Source organism: Xanthobacter nonsaccharivorans (assembly GCF_043194755.2).
Lineage (GTDB): Bacteria > Pseudomonadota > Alphaproteobacteria > Rhizobiales > Xanthobacteraceae > Xanthobacter > Xanthobacter autotrophicus_G.
This window is the reverse complement of the sequence record NZ_CM195526.1, coordinates 3999321-4020606: the sequence shown is the minus strand read 5'-3', so window position 1 is coordinate 4020606 and position 21286 is coordinate 3999321. Positions and strand designations below refer to the sequence as shown.

At 70.5% G+C, this 21286-nt stretch carries 18 protein-coding genes; 4 read left to right on the top strand and 14 right to left on the bottom strand.

Annotation, left to right across the window (positions count from 1 at the left end; translation table 11 throughout):
• Nucleotides 1-23: 23 nt before the first annotated feature.
• The 7 genes from V5F59_RS18365 to V5F59_RS18335 all read right to left on the bottom strand — a co-directional run bounded on the left by V5F59_RS18365 (nt 24) and on the right by V5F59_RS18335 (nt 8557).
• A complete protein-coding gene (locus V5F59_RS18365; protein WP_393976615.1) occupies nt 24-710 on the bottom strand; it encodes a methionine ABC transporter permease in 687 nt (228 codons plus the stop codon).
• Nucleotides 703-1809: a methionine ABC transporter ATP-binding protein gene (locus V5F59_RS18360; protein ID WP_393976614.1), complete on the bottom strand. Its 1107-nt coding sequence runs from the start codon at nt 1807-1809 to the stop codon at nt 703-705. The genes V5F59_RS18365 and V5F59_RS18360 overlap by 8 nt, the downstream gene beginning before the upstream one ends.
• 299 nt (nt 1810-2108) lie before the next feature.
• Nucleotides 2109-2675 (bottom strand): TetR/AcrR family transcriptional regulator, encoded by a 567-nt coding sequence (locus tag V5F59_RS18355; protein ID WP_393977074.1) that lies wholly within the window; start codon nt 2673-2675, stop codon nt 2109-2111.
• 85 nt (nt 2676-2760) lie between these two features.
• The gene (locus tag V5F59_RS18350) at nt 2761-3240 is read right to left on the bottom strand and encodes a nuclear transport factor 2 family protein (RefSeq protein WP_393976613.1); all 480 of its coding nucleotides are present in this window, start codon (nt 3238-3240) and stop codon (nt 2761-2763) included.
• Nucleotides 3241-3381: 141 nt separating this feature from the next.
• Nucleotides 3382-6528 carry an efflux RND transporter permease subunit gene (locus V5F59_RS18345; protein ID WP_393976612.1) on the bottom strand — a complete coding sequence of 1049 codons (3147 nt, stop codon included), beginning with the start codon at nt 6526-6528 and terminating at the stop codon, nt 3382-3384.
• Nucleotides 6528-7757 (bottom strand): efflux RND transporter periplasmic adaptor subunit, encoded by a 1230-nt coding sequence (locus V5F59_RS18340; protein ID WP_393976611.1) that lies wholly within the window; start codon nt 7755-7757, stop codon nt 6528-6530. The genes V5F59_RS18345 and V5F59_RS18340 overlap by 1 nt, the downstream gene beginning before the upstream one ends.
• Nucleotides 7758-7867: 110 nt before the next feature.
• The gene (locus tag V5F59_RS18335) at nt 7868-8557 is read right to left on the bottom strand and encodes a TetR/AcrR family transcriptional regulator (RefSeq protein WP_393976610.1); all 690 of its coding nucleotides are present in this window, start codon (nt 8555-8557) and stop codon (nt 7868-7870) included.
• 254 nt (nt 8558-8811) lie between these two features.
• Between V5F59_RS18335 and V5F59_RS18330 the strand changes: the two genes are divergently transcribed.
• From V5F59_RS18330 to V5F59_RS18320, 3 genes are all read left to right on the top strand, one after another.
• A complete protein-coding gene (locus V5F59_RS18330; RefSeq protein WP_393976609.1) occupies nt 8812-9258 on the top strand; it encodes a DUF3574 domain-containing protein in 447 nt (148 codons plus the stop codon).
• A 61-nt stretch (nt 9259-9319) separates the two neighbouring features.
• Complete coding sequence (locus V5F59_RS18325; protein WP_393976608.1) at nt 9320-10033, top strand: sulfate transporter family protein; 714 nt, start codon at nt 9320-9322, stop codon at nt 10031-10033.
• Between the two features lie 1204 nt (nt 10034-11237).
• Nucleotides 11238-12590, top strand: coding sequence for a ferredoxin reductase family protein (locus V5F59_RS18320; RefSeq protein ID WP_393976607.1), 1353 nt, complete (start codon nt 11238-11240; stop codon nt 12588-12590).
• Between the two features lie 354 nt (nt 12591-12944).
• On the opposite strand, the gene V5F59_RS18315 is transcribed toward V5F59_RS18320, so the two are convergent.
• From V5F59_RS18315 to V5F59_RS18300, 4 genes are all read right to left on the bottom strand, one after another.
• Nucleotides 12945-13760 (bottom strand): ABC transporter ATP-binding protein, encoded by an 816-nt coding sequence (locus tag V5F59_RS18315; RefSeq protein ID WP_393976606.1) that lies wholly within the window; start codon nt 13758-13760, stop codon nt 12945-12947.
• Nucleotides 13757-14557 carry an ABC transporter permease gene (locus tag V5F59_RS18310; RefSeq protein WP_393976605.1) on the bottom strand — a complete coding sequence of 267 codons (801 nt, stop codon included), beginning with the start codon at nt 14555-14557 and terminating at the stop codon, nt 13757-13759. Before V5F59_RS18310 ends, V5F59_RS18315 begins: the two co-directional genes overlap by 4 nt.
• Nucleotides 14547-15425: an ABC transporter permease gene (locus V5F59_RS18305; protein WP_393976604.1), complete on the bottom strand. Its 879-nt coding sequence runs from the start codon at nt 15423-15425 to the stop codon at nt 14547-14549. Before V5F59_RS18305 ends, V5F59_RS18310 begins: the two co-directional genes overlap by 11 nt.
• A gap of 106 nt (nt 15426-15531) precedes the next feature.
• Nucleotides 15532-16539, bottom strand: coding sequence for a TRAP transporter large permease subunit (locus tag V5F59_RS18300; protein WP_393976603.1), 1008 nt, complete (start codon nt 16537-16539; stop codon nt 15532-15534).
• Between V5F59_RS18300 and V5F59_RS18295 the strand changes: the two genes are divergently transcribed.
• Nucleotides 16526-16837, top strand: a complete 312-nt coding sequence (locus V5F59_RS18295; RefSeq protein ID WP_281805184.1) for a hypothetical protein — start codon at nt 16526-16528, stop codon at nt 16835-16837. The two genes, V5F59_RS18300 and V5F59_RS18295, sit on opposite strands and share 14 nt — an antisense overlap.
• Nucleotides 16838-16856: 19 nt before the next feature.
• Here the strand turns inward: V5F59_RS18295 and V5F59_RS18290 are convergent, their stop codons facing one another.
• The 3 genes from V5F59_RS18290 to pcaF all read right to left on the bottom strand — a co-directional run bounded on the left by V5F59_RS18290 (nt 16857) and on the right by pcaF (nt 21281).
• Nucleotides 16857-17861, bottom strand: coding sequence for an MBL fold metallo-hydrolase (locus V5F59_RS18290; RefSeq protein WP_281805186.1), 1005 nt, complete (start codon nt 17859-17861; stop codon nt 16857-16859).
• A gap of 132 nt (nt 17862-17993) precedes the next feature.
• A complete protein-coding gene (locus tag V5F59_RS18285) occupies nt 17994-20072 on the bottom strand; it encodes a 3-hydroxyacyl-CoA dehydrogenase NAD-binding domain-containing protein (protein WP_281805188.1) in 2079 nt (692 codons plus the stop codon).
• A 3-nt stretch (nt 20073-20075) separates the two neighbouring features.
• Complete coding sequence (pcaF, locus tag V5F59_RS18280; RefSeq protein WP_281805190.1) at nt 20076-21281, bottom strand: 3-oxoadipyl-CoA thiolase; 1206 nt, start codon at nt 21279-21281, stop codon at nt 20076-20078.
• Nucleotides 21282-21286: the final 5 nt, after the last annotated feature.

Genomic DNA, 21286 nt, shown 5'->3' with positions numbered 1-21286 from the left:
TGAGGAGCGCGGGCGCGTGGGGCTCAGCCGCGGTTGCGCTTGTCGAGGCGGCGGGCGAGGAGGTCGCCCAGGGTCTGCACCCCCTGCACCAGCAGGATGAGCACGATGACCACCGCCGCCATCACCTCCGGCATGAAGCGCTGGTAGCCGAAGCGGATGCCGAGGTCGCCGAGGCCGCCGCCGCCCACCGCGCCCACCATGGCCGAGTAGCCGAGCAGCGAGACCGCCGCGAGGGTGAGGGCGAGCGTGATGGCGGGCAGGGCCTCCGGCAGCAGCACCTTGGCGACGATCTGCAGCGGGCTCGCCCCCATGGCGCGGGCAGCTTCCACCAGGCCCTGGTCCACCTCGCGGATGGCCGCCTCGATGAGCCGGGCGATGAAGGGCGCGGCGGCCACCGTCAGCGGCACGATGGCCGCGTTGGTGCCGATGGAGGTGCCGGCCAAAAGCCGGGTGAAGGGAATGATGGCCACCACCAGGATGATGAAGGGCGTCGAGCGCGCCGCGTTCACCACAAGGCCCAGCGCCTGGTTGACGAGGGGCGCGGCGAACAGCTCGCCCGAGCGGCTGGTGGCGAGGAAGACGCCCAGCGGCAGGCCGATGAGCGTGCCCAGCACGCCGGACACCGCCACCATGAACAGGGTCTGCTGGGTGGCGTCGATGATGAGGTCGACGATGGCCGGGGGCAGGAGGCCGAAGGTGATGTCAAACATAGCCGAGGACCTCCGCCGACAGGTTCAGCCGCTCCACCGCGTTGACCACGGCGGAAACGGTTGCGGCATCGCCCGGCACGGACACGACGATGACGCCGAAGGGCGCGCCGGCGATTTCGTCCACCTGCGCCTGGATGATGTTCACGTCCACCGACAGCAGGCGCGACACCCGCGACAGCACCGGATCGGTGGCATGGGTGCCGGTGAAGACGATGCGCAGCACCGCCTCGCGCCCCTCGCCGGGGATGGGCTGGAGCCGGTCGGCCACATGCGGCGGCAGGGTCTGGCCGGTCAGCGCCGAGAGGAAGGAGCGGGTGGTGGCGTGCTGCGGCCGGGCGAACACCTCATAGGTGGAGCCTTCCTCCACGATGCGCCCGCCGTCGATCACCGCCACCCGGTCGGCCACCGCCTTGATGACCGCCATCTCGTGGGTGATGAGCAGCACGGTGAGGTTCAGCTCGGCATTCACCTTGCGCAGAAGGGCGAGGATCTGGTTGGTGGTCTCGGGATCCAGCGCCGAGGTCGCCTCGTCGGAGAGCAGCACGCGCGGGCGGGTGGCGAGCGCCCGGGCGATGCCGACGCGCTGCTTCTGCCCGCCGGATAGCTCCGCCGGATAGCGGTCGCGCTTGTCGGAGAGGCCCACCAGCTCCAGCAGGGGCTCCACGCGGGCCTTGATCTCGCGGGCGGGTGTGCCGGCGATCTCCAGCGGCAGGGCCACATTGTCGAAGGCGGTGCGGCGGGCCAGCAGGTTGAAGTGCTGGAAGATCATGCCGATGGAGCGCCGCTCCGCCCGCAGGTCCTTCTCGCTCAGGGCGCTGATGTCCACGCCGTCCACGGTCACGCGGCCGGAGGTGGGCTGCTCCAGCCCGTTCACCAGGCGGATGAGGGTGGACTTGCCGGCCCCCGAGCGGCCGATGACGCCGACAATGGCGCCTTCCGGCACATCCAGGGAGATGTCGGCGAGGGCGGTGACGGGCGGGTGGCCGCGGCGTGCCGCATAGGTCTTGGCGACCTGCGCGAAGCGGATGATGGGCCGGGCATCCGGATCAGGGGAGGGGGTCTGCACGGGCGGCGCCGAATGGATGAGAGGGGCGTTCACGGCAAGGCTCTGGGCTAGCCGCCTGTTCGCCATACCGGCCCCTCCTATGCCACGAAAGGACGGGAAGGGGCAGGTGGGGATGGGGAAAGCGGCGTGTTGCGGAAATGATGGTGCGGGGGCGGGCCCGGCGGAGCTGTGAAAAGCTGCGGATTCCCGGGCAACAAGGCTGACTTCAGCGACACATCATCATGGCGACGCCCATCCGTTCTGGGGCAATGATGCGACGCAGTATCGTTCTCTTTATCGAACGCGTCAAGTCTGAATTAACATGATAAATTTAATCATGAAATTGGCGCGGGTCAGCCCTGCGTGGCCAGCAGGCGGGCGTCCAGCCGCGACAGGCTGCGGGTGAACACCGCCGGGTCGTCCAGGGCTCGCGCCAGCACCAGCGCGCCCTGGATGGAGAGGACCGCCTCCTCCGCGCGGTCGGTCGCCTCCGCCGGGGCGATGCCGGCGCGTCCGAGCGCTTCGGCCAGAGCCTCGCGCCAGCGGGCGAAATAGCCGAGCACCTGTCCGGAAAAACGGTCGCGCACCTCGCCCAGGGCGAAGACGCCCACGAGGCACACCCGCCGGCCGGAGCGGAAATAGGCATCGACGCGCTCCAGCATGGAACGAATGGCGCCGGCGCCGTCCGCGTCCTCGCGCAGGGGGGCGAAGACGTTGGCCTCGAACCAGGCATCGATCTCGGCCAGCACGGCCGCTGCCATCTCCTCCTTCCCGCCGGGGAAGAAGTGGTAGAGGCTGCCCTTGCCGAGGCCCGTGCGGGCCGTGATGTGGGCAAGGCTCGCCCCCTCGAAACCGTGCTCGCGGAACACCTCGCCCAGGGCCGGCAGGATGTCCGCGCGCTCCGCCACCGTCTTCGCCATCTCGTCCTCGATGGTGCGGGAGCGCGGGCCCGCCGAGGGCACGCGCTCCGTGATGCTCGCGCAGGAAACGCCCCTGCGCCATGGGTCAGCGCGGGTCCGGCTCCAGCCCCGGATGGTCCGACGGGCGCGGGCCGAGGGGCCACAGGAAGCGCCGCTCGCCCGCCGCAATCGGCACGTCGTTGATGGACGCCTCGCGCCGGCGCATCAGGCCGTTCTCGTCGAACTCCCACTGCTCGTTGCCATAGGAGCGGTACCATGCCCCGTCCTTGTCGTGCCACTCATACTGGAAGCGCACGGCGATGCGATTGTCCTTCAGGCCCCACAGCTCCTTGATGAGCCGGTACTCCTGCTCCTTCTCCCACTTGGCGGCGAGGAAGGCGACGATGGCGGGGCGCCCCACCAGGAAGTCCGAGCGGTTTCGCCAGCGGCTGTCGGGCGTGTAGGCGAGCGATACCCGTTCGGGATCGCGGCTGTTCCAGGCGTCCTCCGCCATGCGCACCTTCTGCGCGGCGGTCTCGGCGGTGAAGGGCGGAAAGGGCGGGCGCGGGGCGATGGGCGTGGACATGTCGTTCTCCGCTGTACCAATTGGTACAATACTTGTACTGATTGGTACAGAAGGGCGCGGGAGTCAAGCGGGGCGGAGGTTCCCCCGCCCCGAATGGCGGCCGCCTGCACGCAGGACGGCGTGTGCTTGTCGCGTCTCCTCCTATTCGGCGGCGCGCGGCAGCCCGGCGGGGGCGTGAGGCGCGCCGCCCGCGTCATGGCTGCCGGGCTCGTCCTTGCCACCAATGAAGCGGCCGAACAGGCGGCCGAGGATGTGGCTGAGGTCGTCCATCACCGTGAACACCGCCGGCACGAACACCAGCGACAGCACGGTGGAGGTGATGAGGCCGCCGATGACGGCGATGGCCATGGGCGCGCGGAAGGCACCGCCGTCGCCGAGCGCCAGGGCCGAGGGCACCATGCCCGCCACCATGGCGATGGTGGTCATGACGATGGGCTGCGCCCGCTTGCGGCCGGCCTCGATGAGGGCGGTGGTGCGGTCGATGCCCTGGTGCATGGCCTCGATGGCGAAGTCCACCAGCAGGATGGCGTTCTTCGTCACGATGCCCATGAGCATCAGGAAGCCGATGACCACCGGCATGGATATCGCGTGCCCGGTGATGAGCAGGGCGATGAAGGCGCCACCCACCGAGAGCGGCAGCGACACCAGGATGGTGATGGGCTGCAGGAGGTCGTGGAACAGCAGCACCAGCACCGCCAGCACCAGCATCAGCCCCGCGGCCATGGCCATGGCGAAGCCGGAGAACACCTCGCCCATGATCTCCGCGTCGCCCGCCTCCTTCAGCGTCACGCCTGCGGGCAGGTTCTCCGCCGTGGGCAGGGCCTTCACCTTGGCGAGGGCGTCACCCAGCGGTGTGTCACCCACCAGGTCCGCCTCCACGGCGATGCGCCGGGCGCGGTCGTAGCGGTCGAGGGCCGTGGGGCCCTTGCCGAAGGTGACGTCCGCCACCGCCGAGAGCGGCACCGCGCCGCCGGCGGCGGTGGGCACCTTCAGGGCGTCGAAGGTGGCGAGGCTGGTGCGGGCCTTCTCGTTCAGCTGCACGCGGATGTCGATCTGCCGGTCCTTGGCGGAGAATTTGGCGAGATTGGCGGAGATGTCGCCGATGGTGGCGATGCGCACCGTCTCGGCGATGGTGTCCACCGACACGCCCAGCTCCGCCGCCTCGTCCAGCTTCGGCACGATGCGGATCTCCGGCCGGTCGAGGGCGGCGGAGGAGACCACGTTGGCGAGTTCCGGCACCTTGTCGCGGATCTCCTTCTCCAGGGCCACGGCGGCCTGCTCCACCGCCGCACCGTCGCTGCCGGAGAGCACCACCTGGAAGCCGCGCTGGGTGTTCTGCCCGTTCTGGCTCCAGGAGAAGCGCATGTCCGGCATGGCGGCCAGCGTGCGGGAGAAGTCGGTCTCGAAGGCCTTCTGGTCCATGCTCCGCTCGCCGCGGGGCTTCAGGTTGACGACGATCTGCGCCTTGCGGATCTCGCCCGCCGTCAGCGACAGCCCGCCCGATCCGCCTGCGCCCGCGGTGGCGTAGACGCTCTTCACCTCCGGCAGCTTCAGCAGCGTGCGGGTAATGTCGTCCGACACCTTCTGGGTCTCGGCCAGCGTCGTGCCCGGCGGCAGCTCCACCGAGAGAAGAGCGCGGGAGATGTCATTGGTGGGCAGGAAGCCCGAGGGCAACAGCGTGGACAGCCAGATGGTGCCGGCGAAGATGGCGAGCCCTGCGCCGATGGTGGCGAAGCGGTGCTTCACCGACCAGCCGAGCAGGCGCACGTAGCCGCCCATCACCCGCCCGTCCTGCGCCTCGCGGTGGCCGGTGTCGCGCAGGAGATAGGCCGCCACCAGCGGCGTGATGAGCCGCGCCACCGCCAGGGAAAACAGCACGGCGATGGCGACCGTGAGGCCGAACTGCTTGAAATACTGGCCGGCGATGCCGCCCATGAAGGACACCGGCGCGAACACGGCGGCGATGGTGAGCGTGGTCGCCACCACCGCGAGGCCGATCTCGTCCGCCGCCTCGATGGCGGCGCGATAGGGCGACTTGCCCATGCGCATGTGGCGGACGATGTTCTCGATCTCCACGATGGCGTCGTCCACCAGGATGCCGGTGACCAGCGTGATGGCGAGCAGGCTCACCGCGTTCAGCGAGAAGCCCAGCATGTCCATCACCCAGAAGGTGGGCAGGATGGACAGGGGGATCGCCAGCGCGGTGATCAGCGTCGCCCGGAAATCGCGCAGGAACAGGAACACCACGATCACCGCGAGGATGGCGCCCTCCACCAGCGTGTGCATGGCGCTCTCATAGTCCGACTTGGTGAAGCGGACCGTGGTGTCGATCTCGGTGACGGAGATGTCCGGATGGGCGGCGAGAAGGGTCTTCAGCGCCGCCGTCGAGCGGTCGTAGACAGTGACGTCCGAGAAGCCCTTGGCGCGGTAGACGCCGAAGGCCACCACGCTCTTGCCGTCGAGCCGGGCGAACACGCGCGGTTCGGCCGCCCCGTCGCTCACCTGTCCGAGCTCGCCGAGGCGCACCGAGCGCCCGTTGGAGAGCACGATGCGGGTCTCGGCCAGGGCTTCCACGGAGGGCGCGCCGGCCAGCGTGCGGATGGACTGCTCCTGCGTGCCCACCTCACCCCGGCCGCCGGAGACGTCGAGATTGGTGGCGCGCAGCTGCCGGCTTACCTCGGCGGCGGTGATGCCGAGCGCCATCAGCCGGTCGGGATCGAGGGAGATGCGGATCTCGCGGTCGACGCCGCCCTGCCTTTTCACCTGCGCCACGCCGCGCACGCCCTGGAGCGCGCGGGCGAGGGTGTCATCCACGAACCAGGACAGTTCCTCCGTGCTCATGGAGGGCGCCGACACCGCATAGGTGACGATGGGCAGGCCCTCGATGTCCACGCGCTGCACCTGCGGCTCGTCGATGGAGCGGGGCAGGTCCTGGCGGATCTTGGTGACGGCGTCGCGGGTGTCGTTCACCGCGCGGTCCACCAGCGTCTCCAGGTGGAACTCCACGGTGGTGACGCTGGTGCCCTCGGAGATGGAGGAGGTGATGTGCTTCACCCCGGAGATGCCGGCGATGGCGTTCTCCACCTTCTTGGTCACCTGCGTCTCCAGCTCGCTCGGCGCGGCGCCGGCCTGGGTGACGGTGACCATGACGATGGGCACGTCCACGTTCGGCATCTGCGTCACCGGCAGCGAGCGGAAATGCACGATGCCGAGCACCATCAGGATGAAGAACAGGACGAGGGAGGGGACCGGCTTGCGGATGGCCCAGGCGGAGACGTTGAGGGCCATCAGCGTGCCTCGCCCACCGAGACGGGAGCGGTGACCGGTGTCACCCGGTCGCCGTCGCGCAGGAAGGAGCCGGCCCGCGCCACCACCGCATCGTCGGCGGCAAGGCCTTCCGCCACCAGCACGCGGCCGCTCTTCTTCAGGCCCGGCACGATGCGGCGCTCGCCCACCACGCCGTCCTTCACCGTGAGCACATAGGCGCCCTCGGCATCGAACATGACGGCGGACTGGGGCACGGTGAGGCCCTTCACGTCGCCGAGGGTGATGACGGCGCGGCCATAGGCGCCGGACTTCAGGCGCGGGTCGCCCGGCAGGGCGATCTTCACCTTGCCGAGGCGGGAGGTGCGCTCCACCTCGGCGGAGACGAGCCGCACCTTGCCGTCCAGCGGCGCGTCGAAGCCAGCTGGCACCACCTGCGCCTTCAGGCCTTCCTTCATGCGCGGCATGGCGCTTTCTGGCACATCGGCCTCCAGGTCCATGGCGCCGTCCTCGGCGATGCGGAACAGGGGCGAGGAGCGGGTGGACAGCGCGATGGCGCCGAGCCGCGCGTCCCGCGACAGCACCAGGCCGGCGGCGGGGGCGCGCACGTCGGTGCGCTTCATCTTCACTTCCAGCTCCTCGCGCTGGGCCTGCACGAACACGGCCTCGGCCTCGGCGGCGACCAGGGTCTCCCGGGCGGCCGCCACCTGGGCGGTGGCCACCTTCACCGCGCGCTCGCGCTCGTCCAGCTGCTCCTGGGAGGAGGTGCCGGTCTTGCGCAGCTGGCGGGTGCGCTCCACGGCGGAGGTCGCCTCGGTCTCCTGCGCCAGCGCCTGGTCGAGGGCCGCACGCTGCTGGGCGATGGCGGCGCGCGCCTTGGCGGCGGAGGCGGTGTTCTGGGCGAGCTGGGTCTCCAGCACCTCGCGGGAGAGGCGGGCGAGCACCTGGCCCTTCTGAACCCGGTCGCCGGCCTCGGCCAGGATCTCCGTCAGGCGGTAGCCCTCGATCTCGGGGCCCACCTCGATCTCCTCGCGCGGCTTCAGCGTGCCGGTCACGAGCAGGGTCTCGGTCATGGTCTCGGCCTTGGGCTGCACCACGGTGATGGTGAGGGTTGGCGCGGCCTTGTCCACGGCCTTGCTCGCCTCCGCGGCCCATGCGCCCGTGACCATGGCTCCGGGCACGGCGACGGGGCCGGCCGCCAGCAGGGCGGCCAGGAGTGCGGCGCGGGACACGGAACGGAAGGGCGCGGACATGACGGAAGAATCCTCGGTGCGGACAATCGCGGGACGGTGGTCGCAGACAGCGGCATTACCGTGACGAAGGGGAAGGGCCGGCAAGCGAAAGCGGGACTGTTGCATCGAGGTCACGCCTCCCCTGCGGGTCTGGCTTGCGGGGCCTCGGGGGCGAGCATGCGGCGCACCAGCGTCGCGAAGCTGGAGAGGCGCGCCGCGATGTTCCACTCCGGATGGAGGTGGTGGTGCAGGATGACGCCGTCGCCGATGATCTGGAGCATCACCACCACCATGTCGAGGTCGAGGGCGGGGTCGATCTCGCCCTGAGCCACGGCCTTTTCCAGCGCCGCGCGCAGCTGCTGGCGGCTCTCGGCCTCGTGCGGCTCCATGGCGGCGCGCAGGTCCTGGTTGCGGATGGCCTCCGCCATGATCTCCGGGCCGAGGCGCGCCGTGGCAAGGCAGCCGTCCTCCAGCATGGCGCGGGTGCAGTCGGTGAGGGCGGTGATGACCGAGGGGGCCTTCGCCACCGCGTCGAAGAAGGCCAGCCGCTCCGCGCGCTCCCCCTCGGCGATGGCGGCGATGATGGATTCCTTGGAGGGGAAATAACGGTAGAGCGCTCCCGGGCTCATGCCCGCCTCGGTGCAGATCTTCTGCATGGAGGCGCCGTGGAAGCCGTCGCGGGCGAAGCAGGCGAGGGCGGCCGCAAGGATGCGCTGGCGCTGGCCTGCCCGATGGTCCGGCCGGGCGGCGGCCTCCGCCGGGGCGGCGGCGACATCCGCGGCCGGGGCGGTGCTGACGGTGGACGTGCGGGCGTCGGTCATGGGCGCTGGGTCATCGGGTGCAACGGGCCTGCGGCGAGAGCGAATGTTCATTCGCGCTACCATGCCCGCCAATGATGGCGCAAGAGTGAACGTTCGTTCGCGCCTCGGGCAGGTGGTCGCGGCGAGTGGCCGCGGGCCGGGCGGAGAGGGGAGGGGAGGGGGAAGGAGAGCGAAGGAGGGCGGGGGCTCTTGCCTTGCGGCGGCGGCGCGCTTCAATCGGGCATTGCCGTCCTGCTGTCCGCTTCGGAGCCCTTATGCCCTACCCCGCCTTTCGCCTTCTTCTTGCGCTCGCCTTCTTCCTCGCGCCGGCGACCGGCGCCGGCCTGCATGCGGAGGAGGCGAAGCCCGCCACGATCGCCCCCGGCATCAGCGCCGTCATGATCGAGACCAAGCTCCTGTTCGGCCTCGCCAGCGCCGATGGCAGCGGCGTGAGCGAGCAGGAATGGGCGGCCTTCCTCGCCAGGGAGGTGACGCCGCGCTTTCCGGACGGCCTCACCGTCATCGCTGCCACCGGGCAGGTGAAGGGGGAGGCGCACGGCGGCGCCGAGGTGGTTCAGGAAAGCATGCGCCTCGTGCTCATCTACCACCCTGACACGCCCGAGGCGGCGGCGCGGCTCGCCGAGATCCGCCGGCTCTATTCTGAGCGTTTCCACCAATGGGGCGTGCTGCAGGTGACGAACGCCGTGCGGGTGACACTCTGACGCCCCTTGAGGCAGGGCCCGAGGCGGCCTACCTCTCCCCCACCGAAACATGGACGGTGACATGATCCCCGCTGCCCTCGAAGCCCTGCGCCAGACCTTCTCGCCCCTGCTGCGCGGCGTGCTCCTGAAGTCCATGGGGCTGGCGCTGCTGCTGCTGCTGGGGCTCGCCATCGGGCTGGAAGCGGCGCTCACCCATTTCGTGCACGTGCCCTCCTATCCGTGGGTGGAGACGACGCTGGCGGTGGTGGCGGGCCTCGGCCTGGTGTTCGGCGTCGTCTATCTGATGCCGGCGGTGTCCTCGCTGGTGGCGGGCCTGTTCCTCGACGACGTGGCCGAGCGGGTGGAGCGCGACAGCTACCCCGCCGATCCCGCCGGCCGCCCCCAGCCGGTGCTGCGTGCCCTGTTCTACTCGCTGCGCTTCTTCGGCCTGGTGCTGGTGGTGAACCTCGCGGCGCTGCTGCTTCTGCTGGTGCCGGGGGTGAACCTCGTGGTCTTCTACGTGGCCAACGCCTATCTCATCAGCCGTGAATATTTCGAGCTCGCCGCCATGCGCTATCGCACGCCGGAGGAAGCGAAGGCCCTGCGGCAGGCCCATGCGACGCAGATCTTCATCGCCGGCCTGCTCATCACGCCCATCCTGTTCGTGCCGGTGCTGAACCTCATCATGCCGGTGTTCGGCACCGCCTTCATGGTCCACCTCCACCGCCGCATCGCTCCGCTCCCCGTCGCCCGCGGCAAGGACGGAGCACTGGTGATCGAGGGGCGGGCCATGTAGGCGCGGGGGCTCGCGGGAGGCGAAGTCTGACGGGGCGTCGATACGCGGATTGCCGAACGGTGGGTTGCGCGGTCGTTGCACATGGCGGTCCGCTGCCGGTCTCTTGGGCGAGGGATGCGCTGAAATCGGTTGGCCTTTCCGCTGTCCCGGAATTGGGTTGCGGACGTAATGCGCCAGGAGCGCCCATGAGCTGAGGCCCCCATCGCTGCCCCGTCCTGGCGCAGATCCAGCGTCTCATGGAAGGAGCTTGCCGACGGGCCGGAGCGCGAGCGGGGGGCCATCGTCACGGCGCTGAAGCGCCTCTCGTGCCTGTCGGAGAAGCTGCTCCAGCTTGCCAAGGCGGAGGGCGGAGGCCTCCTGGCCAAAGCACCGGCCTCGCTCGGCGCCGAGCTGCGGCTGGTGAGCCAGGGACCACCCGGCAGAGCGAACGGTGTGAGCACCTTTCCGTTTTCATCACACCCGATGGCGGGCCCGTCTCAGAGATCGATCCCGACGCCTTCGCCATCCTTGCGCGCAACCTCATCGAGAATGGATCGAAACACGGCGTGTCCGACACGTTCGTGGACGTGCGGCTCGCCAGCAATGTCTTCGAGGTGTCCAACGCCGGTCCCGCGGCGCCGGCGGCGCCTCGCGCGCCGGAGCCGCCCGTTCAAGCGCGGCCCCACCGAGGCGGACGGCTCCGGTCTCGGCCTCGCCATCCGCGCCGTCATCTGCCGCGGCGCTGGCGCTGGATTTTTCGTCCCCAGCGCCGAGGTCTTCACAGGGCTTCCGGGCGCGGGTGCGCTTTTCGGCCCCGCCGCGAGCCTGACGGGAAGCTGAACGCCGACCGGCGCCCTGTTCAGGTTGCCGTCAGGTGCGCGCGCGACTGTGCTCCCCCGTCGCCGTGCCGGCCGGGGCCTGGCATGGTGGCGGGTGCACGGTCGCGGGTGCATGGGCCACCGCCCTCCTGGTGACGGGCGCGGAGCAAGGCTCCGTGCTCGCCCGGCGCCTCGGCCTTGCGGCGTTGTTCGGGCGAGCAGATGGCGGAGTCACCATCGGCCGCCGGGGAACGTGCCGCCTCATCTTGTGGGCTGAGCCACAATCCTGCGTCGTGCGGAATTCGGTCCTTACCTTGCGGGCGCTCAATGACCCCGGCTGCGCCGGTGAACTAAGTTAGCAACCTGAGCCACGGCTTTGACGGCTCGAGAGACGAAAAGACCTGGTCATGCGAAACATCACGCGCGCCCTATGGGGTTTCCTTGCTCTTGTGACTCTTCTCTGGCTCCTGGCGGAGCCGGGGGTCTTCCAGTCCGAGGGCTTCTTCGCCGTGCGGGGCGCGGCGGTGCAATATAGCGGGGTCATCGCCATGGCGGCCATGAGCCTCGCCATGATCCTGGCATTGCGCCCGCGCTGGCCGGAGCGATGGATGGGCGGGCTCGACAAGATGTACCGCCTGCACAAATGGCTCGGCATCACCGCCCTGACCGTGTCCGTGATCCATTGGCTGTGGGCGCAGGGGCCCAAATGGGCGGTGGGCTGGGGCCTTCTGGAGCGGCCAGCGCGCGGCGCGCGCCCGCCCATCGAGAACCCGGTGGAGGCGGCGCTCGCTGGTCTGCGCGGCACGGCGGAAGGTGTCGGCGAATGGGCCTTCTACGCAGCCGTCGTGCTGATCGTGTTGGCGCTCATCCGCTATTTTCCCTACCGGCTGTTCTTCAAGACCCACCGGCTCTTGGCGCTGGGCTATCTGGTGCTGGTCTTCCATGCGGTGGTGCTGCTCAATTTCCGCGACTGGATCACACCCCTCGGCCTCGTGATGGCGGTCCTGCTCGCATGGGGAACGGTGGCGGCCGTCATCGTGCTGTTGCGCCGGGTGGGCGCCGGCCGGCAGGTGGAGGGCACCATTGCCGCCCTTGAATACTATACCGGCGTGAAGACGCTGGAGACCATCATCGAGGTGCCCCATGGCTGGCCGGGGCACCGGCCGGGCCAGTTCGCCTTCGCCCTGTCGGATGCCTCGGAAGGCGCGCACCCCTACACCATCGCCTCGGGCTGGCATGAAAAGGACCCGAAGATCACCTTCATCACCAAGGAACTGGGCGATCATACCCGCCGCCTGCGCGAGAAGCTGCGCGTCGGCCAGAAGGTGAGGGTGGAGGGGCCCTATGGCTGCTTCACCTTCGACGATGACCGCCCGCGCCAGATCTGGATCGGCGGGGGCATCGGGATCACGCCCTTCATCGCGCGCATGAAGCACATGGCCCTGCGCGAGGATGCGCCCGACTGGCCCGACGGGCAGGTCATCGACCTGTTCCACACCACCTCCGACGTCGACGAGACCGCCTTGGAGAAGCTCGCCGCCGATGCCGAGGCGGCGAAGGTGCGGCTCGACGTTCTCATCAGCCCGCGCGACGGCCATCTGACGGGTGCGAGGATCCGCGAGGTGGTGCCCGACTGGCGCAACGCCAGCATCTGGTTCTGCGGCCCCGCTGGCTTCGGGGCGGCCTTGCGGAAGGACTTCGCCGCCCATGGCTTTCCCGTGGAGGAGCGCTTCCACCAGGAGCTTTTCGACATGCGGTGAGGTCTTGCAGCAGAAAGCCTTTCGAGCATGCCGGGTAGGTAAAAAGACAGCGGCTGCTCAAGAGGCAAGCGCGGCGGCGGTTGATGGAATTATTCTTGAATCGCCTCGCGCCAATTGCGGACACTCACGGCAACCTCACGGCTCGCGTTTTCAGCTCGATGGGTATTTGGTCGCAGCCCAATCATCGCGCGGGCCGGGTCTCGGAAGCCCCGGCATTGAGCTCACCATTTATCGGCGACCCGCCCGTTCCATCGGGACGCCACCCGGCTTTCCCCCACATCCGCCCCCTCGGGTTGACGGGGGAGGAGAGGGCGGCCCTGGCCGCCGTTCTGAAGCCCCTCTGACGGTGGCCCGTCAGCGCGCCCGCCCTTCGCCGAGGGAGACGCCCAGCAGTTCCAGCACCCGGTCGCGCAGGGCGACGAACGCTGAGCTGGAGCGGTCGGCGCGGGCAGCCTCGGGCACGTCCAGCACCGCGGCGATGCGGCCCGGACGGGGATGGAGGACGACGATGCGGTGGCCGAGGAACACCGCCTCGTCCACGTCATGGGTGACGAGCACGGCAGTGGCGCCCTCGTGGGCGACGATGCGCTTCAATTCGCCCTGCAGGCGCAGCCGGGTCAGCGCGTCGAGAGCGCCCAGAGGCTCGTCCAGCAGCAGGAAGCGCGGCCGGTTGGCGAGCGCCCGGGCGATGGCGACGCGCTGCGCCATGCCGCCGGAGAGCTGGGCCGGATAGGCCTTGGCGAAGGCCTCCAGCCCCACCAGCTCCAGATGCTCGGCCACCGACCGCCGCCGGCCCGCGGCATCGATCCCGGAATGCAGCAGCGCCGCCCCCACATTCGCCTCCACCGTCAGCCACGGCAGCAGGCGGTGCTCCTGGAACACGATGGAGCGCTCGGCGCCCGGCCCCTCCACCGGGCGGCCGTCGAGGCGGATCTCTCCGGCATAGTCGAGGTCGAGGCCGAGGATGAGCCGCAGCAAAGTGGACTTGCCGCAGCCCGAGGCGCCGACCACGCTCACGAAGGCGCCGGCCTCCACCGCCAGCGAGATGTTGGCCAGCACCTCCACGGCCTTGCCGTTCACCACGAAGGCCTTGCTCACGTCGCGGATGTCGAGGGCGGGCCGACCGGCGGCGGCCGGGGCGGCGGCGGAGGACGGGAAGAGGGCGTTCATCTGTCGTTCCAGCGGATCAGGAGGGCCTCGGCGCGCTCGGCCAGGGTGTTGAAGGCGAGGCCGATGAGGCCGAACAGCGCGATGACGAGGAAGAGCAGGTCGATCTCGAACAATTGGCTGCCCTCGTTGAGCCGCCCGCCGAGCCCCGGCGAGATGTTGAGGAACAGCTCCGAGCCCACGGTGGCGAGCCAGGCATAGATCACCGCGCCGTGCAGGCCGGTGAAGATCATGGGCAAGGCGTTGGGCAGCGCGACCAGCCGCGTGTAGTTCCAGCGGCTCAGCAGCAGCACGTCGGAAAGCTCGCGATAGGTGGCGGGCACCAGGCTGATGCCGCGCCATGTGCCCACCACCACCGGCTGGAAGGCGGCCACCGCGATGAAGGTGATCTTGCCCGTGTCGCCGCCGCCGAACCACATGGCGAGCAGCGGCACCCAGGCGAACAGCGCGGTCTGCCGCTGGGCCAGCACGGTGGGGCCGACGATCCGCCCCACGAGGGAGGACACGCCGAGCAGCGCCCCGAGCACGAGGCCCGCCGTGACGCCGATGGCGAGGCCGCAGGCGTTGCGGCGCAGCGTCTCCTGGAGGTCGTTGAGCAGGGTTCCCGTCGTGACCTCGCGCACCAGGCGCTGTGCCACGGCAAGGGGGGAGGGCAGGTATTTCGCCGGCAGCCATCCCAGGTGATGGGCTGCGAACCACAAGGCGAGCAGCGCTGCGAACGCCGCCCACGGGCGCCAGTCGGGGCGACGGGCCGCGGCCGCCGGCGGGGCCGCCCGGTCCGCGGTGGCCTCAATGGACATCGCTGGTGCCCCGCTTCCACGGCTGCGCCCGGCGCTCGACCCAGCGCAGGGCGAGGTCCATGGCGAGGCCGGCGAGGGCCACCACGATCATGGCGATGATGACGAGGTCGAGCTGGAACAGCTGCCGGCCCCAGGTCATGAGATAGCCGAGCCCCTCGAAGGAGGCGAACAGCTCGGCCAGCACCAGCGTCTGCCAGGCGTTGGCGAGACCCTCGCGCAGCCCGGCGAAGATGGAGGGCACCGCGCCCGGCAGCACCACGAGGCGCAGGGTGTCGCGGGTGTTGAACTGGAGCACGCGGCCGAGCTCGCGGAAGGCGGGCGAGACGTTCTCGATGCCGCGCGCGGTGCCGAGGATGATGGGGATCGCCGCCGACCAGCCGATGACCACGTATTTCAGCGGCTCGTCGATGCCCATGAACAGGGTGAGGAGCGGCATCCAGGCGAGCACGTTGACCCGCGCCACCGCCTGCACCGGCGGATAGAGGAAGGCCCGCACCGTGGGCGAGAGCCCCGCCGCCGCGCCGAAGACGAGGCCGAACAGGGCGCCGAGGCCGAAGCCGACGGCCACGCGCCGCGCCGAGACGTCGAGGTGGGTCAGGAGCGAGCCGTCGGCGATGAGGCCGGCGGCGGTCTCGTAGATGGTCTGCGGCGCCGGCAGGATCTGCTCCGGCACGAGGCCGAGGCGCGCGGCCCACCACCACGCTGCGAGCAGGGCAAGGGGGAAGGAGAGGCCGAGCAGCACCGAGCCGAGGGGCGTGGGGGCAAAGGCCCGTCGTCGCGCGCGCCGGCGGGTGGAGGCGTCCGGCGCGGCGCCGCCGAGGGCGGGAGCCTCGAAAGCCGGTTTATCGAGAGTCTGTGTAAGGCTCATGCTGTGTCACCTTCCGTCTCTGCGTCTCGCCGCTGCTCTCAACCGCCATCGCGCGCTGCCATCGGCCGCCCCCCCCTCGACCGTCGTCCTTCCTCATCACCACCCGTCAGTCCTCACCGACGTCGCTCCACCCCGCTCCGTCATCCCCCGGCAGGTTTTGACCGAGATAGACATTGGCTGACCGTGGAGATTTGAAACCCACTACCATGCCGTCAGGAGACCTGTGAGGATACAAACCCAGCTGGGGGAAAACCGCAACCAGCGCCAGCGCCAGCGCCATGATCGCAACATAAGGCAGCGTGCCGGAGATGATGCGCCCCAGCGGCACCTCCGGCACCACGCCCTTCACCACGAACAGGTTGAGGCCCACCGGCGGCGTGATCAAAGCCATTTCCATGTTGATCATCAAGATCACGCCGAACCAGACCTTGTCCCAGCCGAACGTGTCGATGATGGGGATGATGATGGGCGTGGTGATCACGATGATCGACAAGGTCTCCAGCAAGCATCCAGGGAACAGCAGGAGCAGGTTGATGGCGATGAAGACCAGCCACTGCGGCAAGTCCACCCGCGCCATCACGCGCGACAGCGTGGGGGCGATGTCCGTGGTGGTGAGCGCGTAGCCGAACACCATGGCGCCCGCGATGATCGTCATCACCATGATGCTGCCACGTCCGGTCTCCATCAGGATGAGCCGGCACTTCTGCCAGTCGAGCTCGCGATAGAGCACGGAGGCCAGCAGCAGGCTGACCGCGACGCCGATGGCCGCCGTTTCCGTGGGCGTCGCAATGCCGCTGTAGACCGAGCCGAGGATGATGGCGATGAGCGTCGCCACGGGCAGGATTTCCACCAGCGCCCGCATGTGATCGGACATGCTGACGGGACCCGCGCGCACAGGCTGCGCGGCGCTGACGAACCGCCGGCGGGCGAGCCACATCTGATAGGCGGTGAACAGCAGCGCGAGCAGCAGGCTCGGCAGGATGCCCGCCAGGAACAGCTTGCCGACGGATTCCGCGCCCATGCCGGACGCCGCGATGATGGCGCCCATCAGGATGTAGAGCGGCACAGCCGTGAGCGTGAAATTGGTGACCGAGTCCCAGATGGTGCTCGGCACGACGCCGAGAGCCGACCAGTCGCCGCCACCCGCGATGAGCAGGGTCGTGATGGCCAGAAGCCCACCGAACCTGAAGAGCGCGGTCGGCTTGCGCGCACGGGCGCATGGACCGGAGCCGGCCGACCAGGCGCACCGCCTGGAAGGCGAACAGGAGGGCGCTGCCGGTGAGGAAGGTGAGGTAGGGAATCCCAGAGCGGCACGGATCGAAGGGCCCTGCCTCGGCCTCCACGGCCATGCGCTGGCGGAGGCCGCGGTGTTCGCGGAAGACGCGCCGGGCAGCATCCGCCTCGGCCTCTGATTCCCCGCCGCCCGGAGCCTCAGGCGCGCGTGAACACCCAGCGCCCGTCCGCGACGCCCTGCGCCAGCGCGCCCTTGAACACCAGATGGCGCAGGTGCGCCAGCGCCTCGCTGAGGCCGAAGCCGGTCTGCTCCAGAGGCAGCGGGCGGAACAGCACCTCCAGCGTGTCCATGGCGGTGCGCGGGGTGGCGCAGAAGTCGATCAGGCGGGCGAGCCGCTCCTCGTGGTGCGCCTTGAGGACGGCGATGCGGGCATGCAGGCCGTCGAACGGCTCGCCGTGGGAGGGCAGCACGTGCGTGCCCGCGGGCAGCGCCTCGAACGTCTCCAGCGACCGCAGGAAGGCGCAAAGGTTGTCGGCGCCCGGATCGGAGGGCTGCACGCCGATATGGGGCGAGATGTGGCCGAGGATCTGGTCCGCCGCGATCAGCAGGTCGCGCTCCGCGGAATGGAGGCAGATCATCTCCGGCGCGTGGCCCTCGCCGATCATCACCCGCCACTCGGTGCCCGCCATCTTCAGCACGTCGCCCGCGGCGACCCGCAGGTAGCGGCGCGGCAGCGGGCCCACCCATTTCGGGTACAGCATGCCGCGCTTCGGCAGGTACTCCAGGAATTCCTGCGGCGCGCCGGCGCGCCGGCAATGGGCGACCAGCGCGGCCATCTCCTCGGCCGGGTCCTCCTTCAGCAGCAGGTTCGCCTGCAGCCATTCGGTGCGGCTCATATGGAGATCGGCGCCGGTGATCCCGTGGAGCCAGCCCGCGAGGCCGATATGGTCCGGGTGGAAATGGGTGACGAGGAGGCGCTCCACCGGCGCGCCGCCGAGCCGGGGATCGGCGAGCACGCGGGTGAAGATGTCGCGGGTGGGCGCGTCGTCCACGCCCGAATCGATCAGCGTCCAGCCGTCCGCGCCGGAGAGCAGCCAGGCGCTCACCTCGCGCGGCGGGAAGGGCAGGGGCACCCGCACCCTGAGGATGCCCGGAGCGACCTCGCTGAGCTCGGGCGCCTCCACCTGCGTCGAAACCGTCATCGTCGTCCCGCCTCTTCGCGCCGCCTCGGCCAAGGGGCGGTCATGACGCCCGCCTGAGATACATCCGTTGCCGGGCAAAATGCCCATTCGGGCCGGCGAGGCAATGGCAAAGTCGCATCGCGCCGCCAGCTCTCACCGCGTCCAGGTGGCAAAGCGCCCGCCGCTGCGCGCCAGCTCGACCAGCAGCGGCGCCGGCTCGGACCCCGCGCCGCCCGCCGCGTGGGCCGCCTCCATTTCCGCGAGCACGGCGGCAAGGCCCATCTCGTCGGCGGCGAACATGGGCCCGCCCTTGAGGCGCGGGAAGCCATAGCCGTTGACGAAGGCGAGGTCGATGTCGGACGCCCGCAGAGCGATGCCCTCGCCGAGCGCCTTCGCGCCCTCATTGGCCATCACCGCGAGAAGCCGGCGCTGGATCTGCCCGGCGGTGAAGGCGCGCGGCGCGATGCCGGCCGCGCGCCGGGCGGCGGCGACCGCCTCGGCGACGGCCGGATCGGCGGACTTGCCGCCCGCCGCGTCGTAGGCGTACCAGCCGGCGCCGGTCTTGCGGCCGAGCCGGCCCGCCTCCACCAGAGCGTCGGCGATGACGACGTAGCGCTCCGCCGGATCGCGGGTCGCCGCGCGGCGCTTCCTCATGGCATGGCCGATGTCGAGCCCCGACATGTCGGAGACCGCGAAGACGCCCATGGCGAAGCCGTAGGCCTCCAGCGCCGCGTCCACCTCCTCCGGCGTGGCGCCGTCCTCCACCATATATTCCGCGTGGCGGCGGTAGACCGCATAGATGCGGTTGCCGATGAAGCCGTCGCAATTGCCGGCCACCACCGGCTGCTTGCCCATCCGCTTCGCCAGCGCCAGGGCCGTGGCGAGCACGTCCGGCGCGGTCGCCTTCCCGCGCACCACTTCCAGCAGCTTCATGACGTTGGCGGGGGCGAAGAAGTGCAGGCCCACCACGTCCTGCGGGCGGGAGGTCGCGGCGGCGATGGCGTCGAGGTCGAGATAGGAGGTGTTGCTCGCCAGCACCGCGCCGGGCTTGGCCACCGCGTCGAGGCGGCCGAAGATGTCGGCCTTCACCGCCATGTCCTCGAACGCCGCCTCGACGACGAGATCGGCGTCCGCGAGCGCCTGCCAATCGCTGGTGGCGGTGATTGCGGCGAGTCGCTTGTCGGCCTCCGCCTGGGACAGGCGGCCGCTCTTCACGGGCCGCTCATAGAGCCCGCGCACCCGCGCGAGGCCGGCCTCGGCCGCCGCGGCGTCGCGCTCCACCAGCGTCACGGGGAGCCCCGCATCCGCCAGCGCCACGGCGATGCCGGCGCCCATGGTGCCGGCGCCGATCACCGCCGCCTGCTTGAGCACGCGCGCCGCCGCGCCTTCGAGGCCGGGCACCTTGCCGGCCTCGCGCTCGGCGAAGAACAGGTGGCGCAGCGCCTTCGCCTCAAGGCTCTCGCGCAGCGCGAGGAAGGTGGCGCGCTCGTCGGCGAGGCCCGCCGCGAAGGCCGTGCCGCGGGCGGCGCGCACCACGCGCACCGCCTCGGCGATGGCCGGAAGGCCCTTGGCGCCCTTCAGCGCCGCCGCGGCGGCGGCCTCCTCGCGGGCGGCGTCGCCCTCGGGCACCGCGCGCTCGGACAGGCGCCGCTTGGCGGCCTGCGGCGCGCGGGCGACGGCGACGGCGATCAGGTCGCCGTCCACCACCTCGTCCAGCAGGCCGAGGCCGAGCGCGTCCTGCGCCTTGAGGATGCGCCCCTCGCAGACGAGGGCGATGGCGTCGGCGATGCCGACGAGGCGCGCGATGCGCTGCGTGCCGCCGGCGCCGGGGATGATGCCGAGCCGCGTCTCGGTGAGGCCCACCAGGGCCTTGGGGCTGGCGATCCTCAGGTCGCAGGCGAGCGCGACCTCGCAGCCGCCGCCGAGCGCCGCGCCGTCGATGGCCGCCACGACGGGCTTGTCCAGCGCGTCGATGGCCGCGATCACGTCGGGCAGGAGCGGGTCGTCCGGCGGCAGGCTCATCTCGCGGATGTCGGCGCCGGCGATGAAGCGCCCCGGGCCGCCGCTCAGCACGATGGCGCTGACGCCGGGGTCAGCCCCGAGCGCGCCCACGGCGTCGCGCAGGCCCTGCCGCACGCCCTTGGACAGGGCGTTGACCGGCGCATGGTCGATCACCACCACGCCGACCGGGCCGTGCCGCTCGACCCGGACGGGAGAGGTCGCCGCGTCCATGGCTCAGACCCGCTCGATGAGGGCGGCGATGCCCTGGCCGACGCCGATGCACATGGTGGCGACCGCGCGCTTCTGGCCGCGCGCCTCCAGCGCGCTCACCGCCGTCATGGCGAGCCGCGCGCCGGACATGCCGAGGGGATGGCCGAGGGCGATGGCGCCGCCGTGCGGGTTCACGTGCTCCGCATCGTCCGGCAAGCCGAGCTGGCGCAGCACGGCGAGCGCCTGGGCGGCAAACGCCTCGTTGAGCTCGATCACGTCGATGTCGGCGAGGGCGAGACGGTTCTTCTCCAGGAGCTTTCTGGTCGCCGGCGCCGGGCCGATGCCCATGATGCGCGGCGGCACCCCCGCCTGCACCACCGACACCATGCGGGCGCGCGGCGTGAGGCCATACTTGCGGGCCGCCGCCGCCGAGGCGAGGATCAGCGCGCCCGCCCCGTCATTGACGCCGGAGGCGTTGCCGGCGGTCACGGTGCCGCCCTCCTTGCGGAACGGCGCCCTGAGGGCGGCGAGCTGCTCCAGGGTGGTGTCGCGCGGGTGCTCGTCCTTCTCCACGCGGACGAGCGCGCCCTTCTTGCCCTTGATCTCGACCGGAGCGATCTCCCGGTCGAAGAAGCCGCTGTCCTGCGCCGCGCGGGTGCGCTGCTGGGAGCGATAGGCGAACAGGTCCTGGTCGGCGCGCGAGACCTGGAAGTCCTCGGCCACGTTCTCGCCGGTCTCGGGCATGGAATCGACGCCGTACTGCGCCTTCATCAGCGGGTTCACGAAGCGCCAGCCGATGGTGGTGTCGAAGATCTCCGCCTGGCGCGCGAACGCTTCCGCCGCCTTGCCCATGACGAAGGGCGCGCGGGTCATGCTCTCCACGCCGCCGGCGATCACGAGGTCGGCGTCGCCGGTCATGATCGCCCGCGCGCCGATGCCCACCGCGTCGAGCCCCGAGCCGCACAGGCGGTTCACCGTGGTGCCGGGGGCGCTGGCCGGCAGTCCGGCGAGCAGCGCGGCCATGCGCGCCACGTTGCGGTTGTCCTCTCCCGCCTGGTTGGCGCAGCCGAACACCACGTCGTCCAGCGCCTCCCAGTCGACGCCCGCATTGCGCTCCATCAGGACGCGGATGGGATGGGCGGCGAGATCGTCCGTCCGCACGTCCTTCAGCACGCCCGCATAGCGGCCGATGGGCGTGCGCGCGAAATCGCAGATATAGGCGTCGTTCATCGCGT

What these genes read in the sequence shown, in the direction of transcription:
- V5F59_RS18295 (WP_281805184.1), top strand. Translation starts at nt 16,526, where the DNA reads ATGGTGCTCGGCACGACGCCGAGAGCCGACCAGTCGCCGCCACCCGCG.
- V5F59_RS18310 (WP_393976605.1), bottom strand. Translation starts at nt 14,557, where the DNA reads ATGTCCATTGAGGCCACCGCGGACCGGGCGGCCCCGCCGGCGGCCGCG.
- V5F59_RS18330 (WP_393976609.1), top strand. Translation starts at nt 8,812, where the DNA reads ATGCCCTACCCCGCCTTTCGCCTTCTTCTTGCGCTCGCCTTCTTCCTC.
- V5F59_RS18345 (WP_393976612.1), bottom strand. Translation starts at nt 6,528, where the DNA reads ATGGCCCTCAACGTCTCCGCCTGGGCCATCCGCAAGCCGGTCCCCTCC.
- V5F59_RS18305 (WP_393976604.1), bottom strand. Translation starts at nt 15,425, where the DNA reads ATGAGCCTTACACAGACTCTCGATAAACCGGCTTTCGAGGCTCCCGCC.
- V5F59_RS18325 (WP_393976608.1), top strand. Translation starts at nt 9,320, where the DNA reads ATGATCCCCGCTGCCCTCGAAGCCCTGCGCCAGACCTTCTCGCCCCTG.
- V5F59_RS18365 (WP_393976615.1), bottom strand. Translation starts at nt 710, where the DNA reads ATGTTTGACATCACCTTCGGCCTCCTGCCCCCGGCCATCGTCGACCTC.
- V5F59_RS18290 (WP_281805186.1), bottom strand. Translation starts at nt 17,861, where the DNA reads ATGACGGTTTCGACGCAGGTGGAGGCGCCCGAGCTCAGCGAGGTCGCT.
- V5F59_RS18350 (WP_393976613.1), bottom strand. Translation starts at nt 3,240, where the DNA reads ATGTCCACGCCCATCGCCCCGCGCCCGCCCTTTCCGCCCTTCACCGCC.
- V5F59_RS18315 (WP_393976606.1), bottom strand. Translation starts at nt 13,760, where the DNA reads ATGAACGCCCTCTTCCCGTCCTCCGCCGCCGCCCCGGCCGCCGCCGGT.
- V5F59_RS18320 (WP_393976607.1), top strand. Translation starts at nt 11,238, where the DNA reads ATGCGAAACATCACGCGCGCCCTATGGGGTTTCCTTGCTCTTGTGACT.
- V5F59_RS18340 (WP_393976611.1), bottom strand. Translation starts at nt 7,757, where the DNA reads ATGTCCGCGCCCTTCCGTTCCGTGTCCCGCGCCGCACTCCTGGCCGCC.
- V5F59_RS18285 (WP_281805188.1), bottom strand. Translation starts at nt 20,072, where the DNA reads ATGGACGCGGCGACCTCTCCCGTCCGGGTCGAGCGGCACGGCCCGGTC.
- pcaF (WP_281805190.1), bottom strand. Translation starts at nt 21,281, where the DNA reads ATGAACGACGCCTATATCTGCGATTTCGCGCGCACGCCCATCGGCCGC.
- V5F59_RS18335 (WP_393976610.1), bottom strand. Translation starts at nt 8,557, where the DNA reads ATGACCGACGCCCGCACGTCCACCGTCAGCACCGCCCCGGCCGCGGAT.
- V5F59_RS18355 (WP_393977074.1), bottom strand. Translation starts at nt 2,675, where the DNA reads ATGGCGAAGACGGTGGCGGAGCGCGCGGACATCCTGCCGGCCCTGGGC.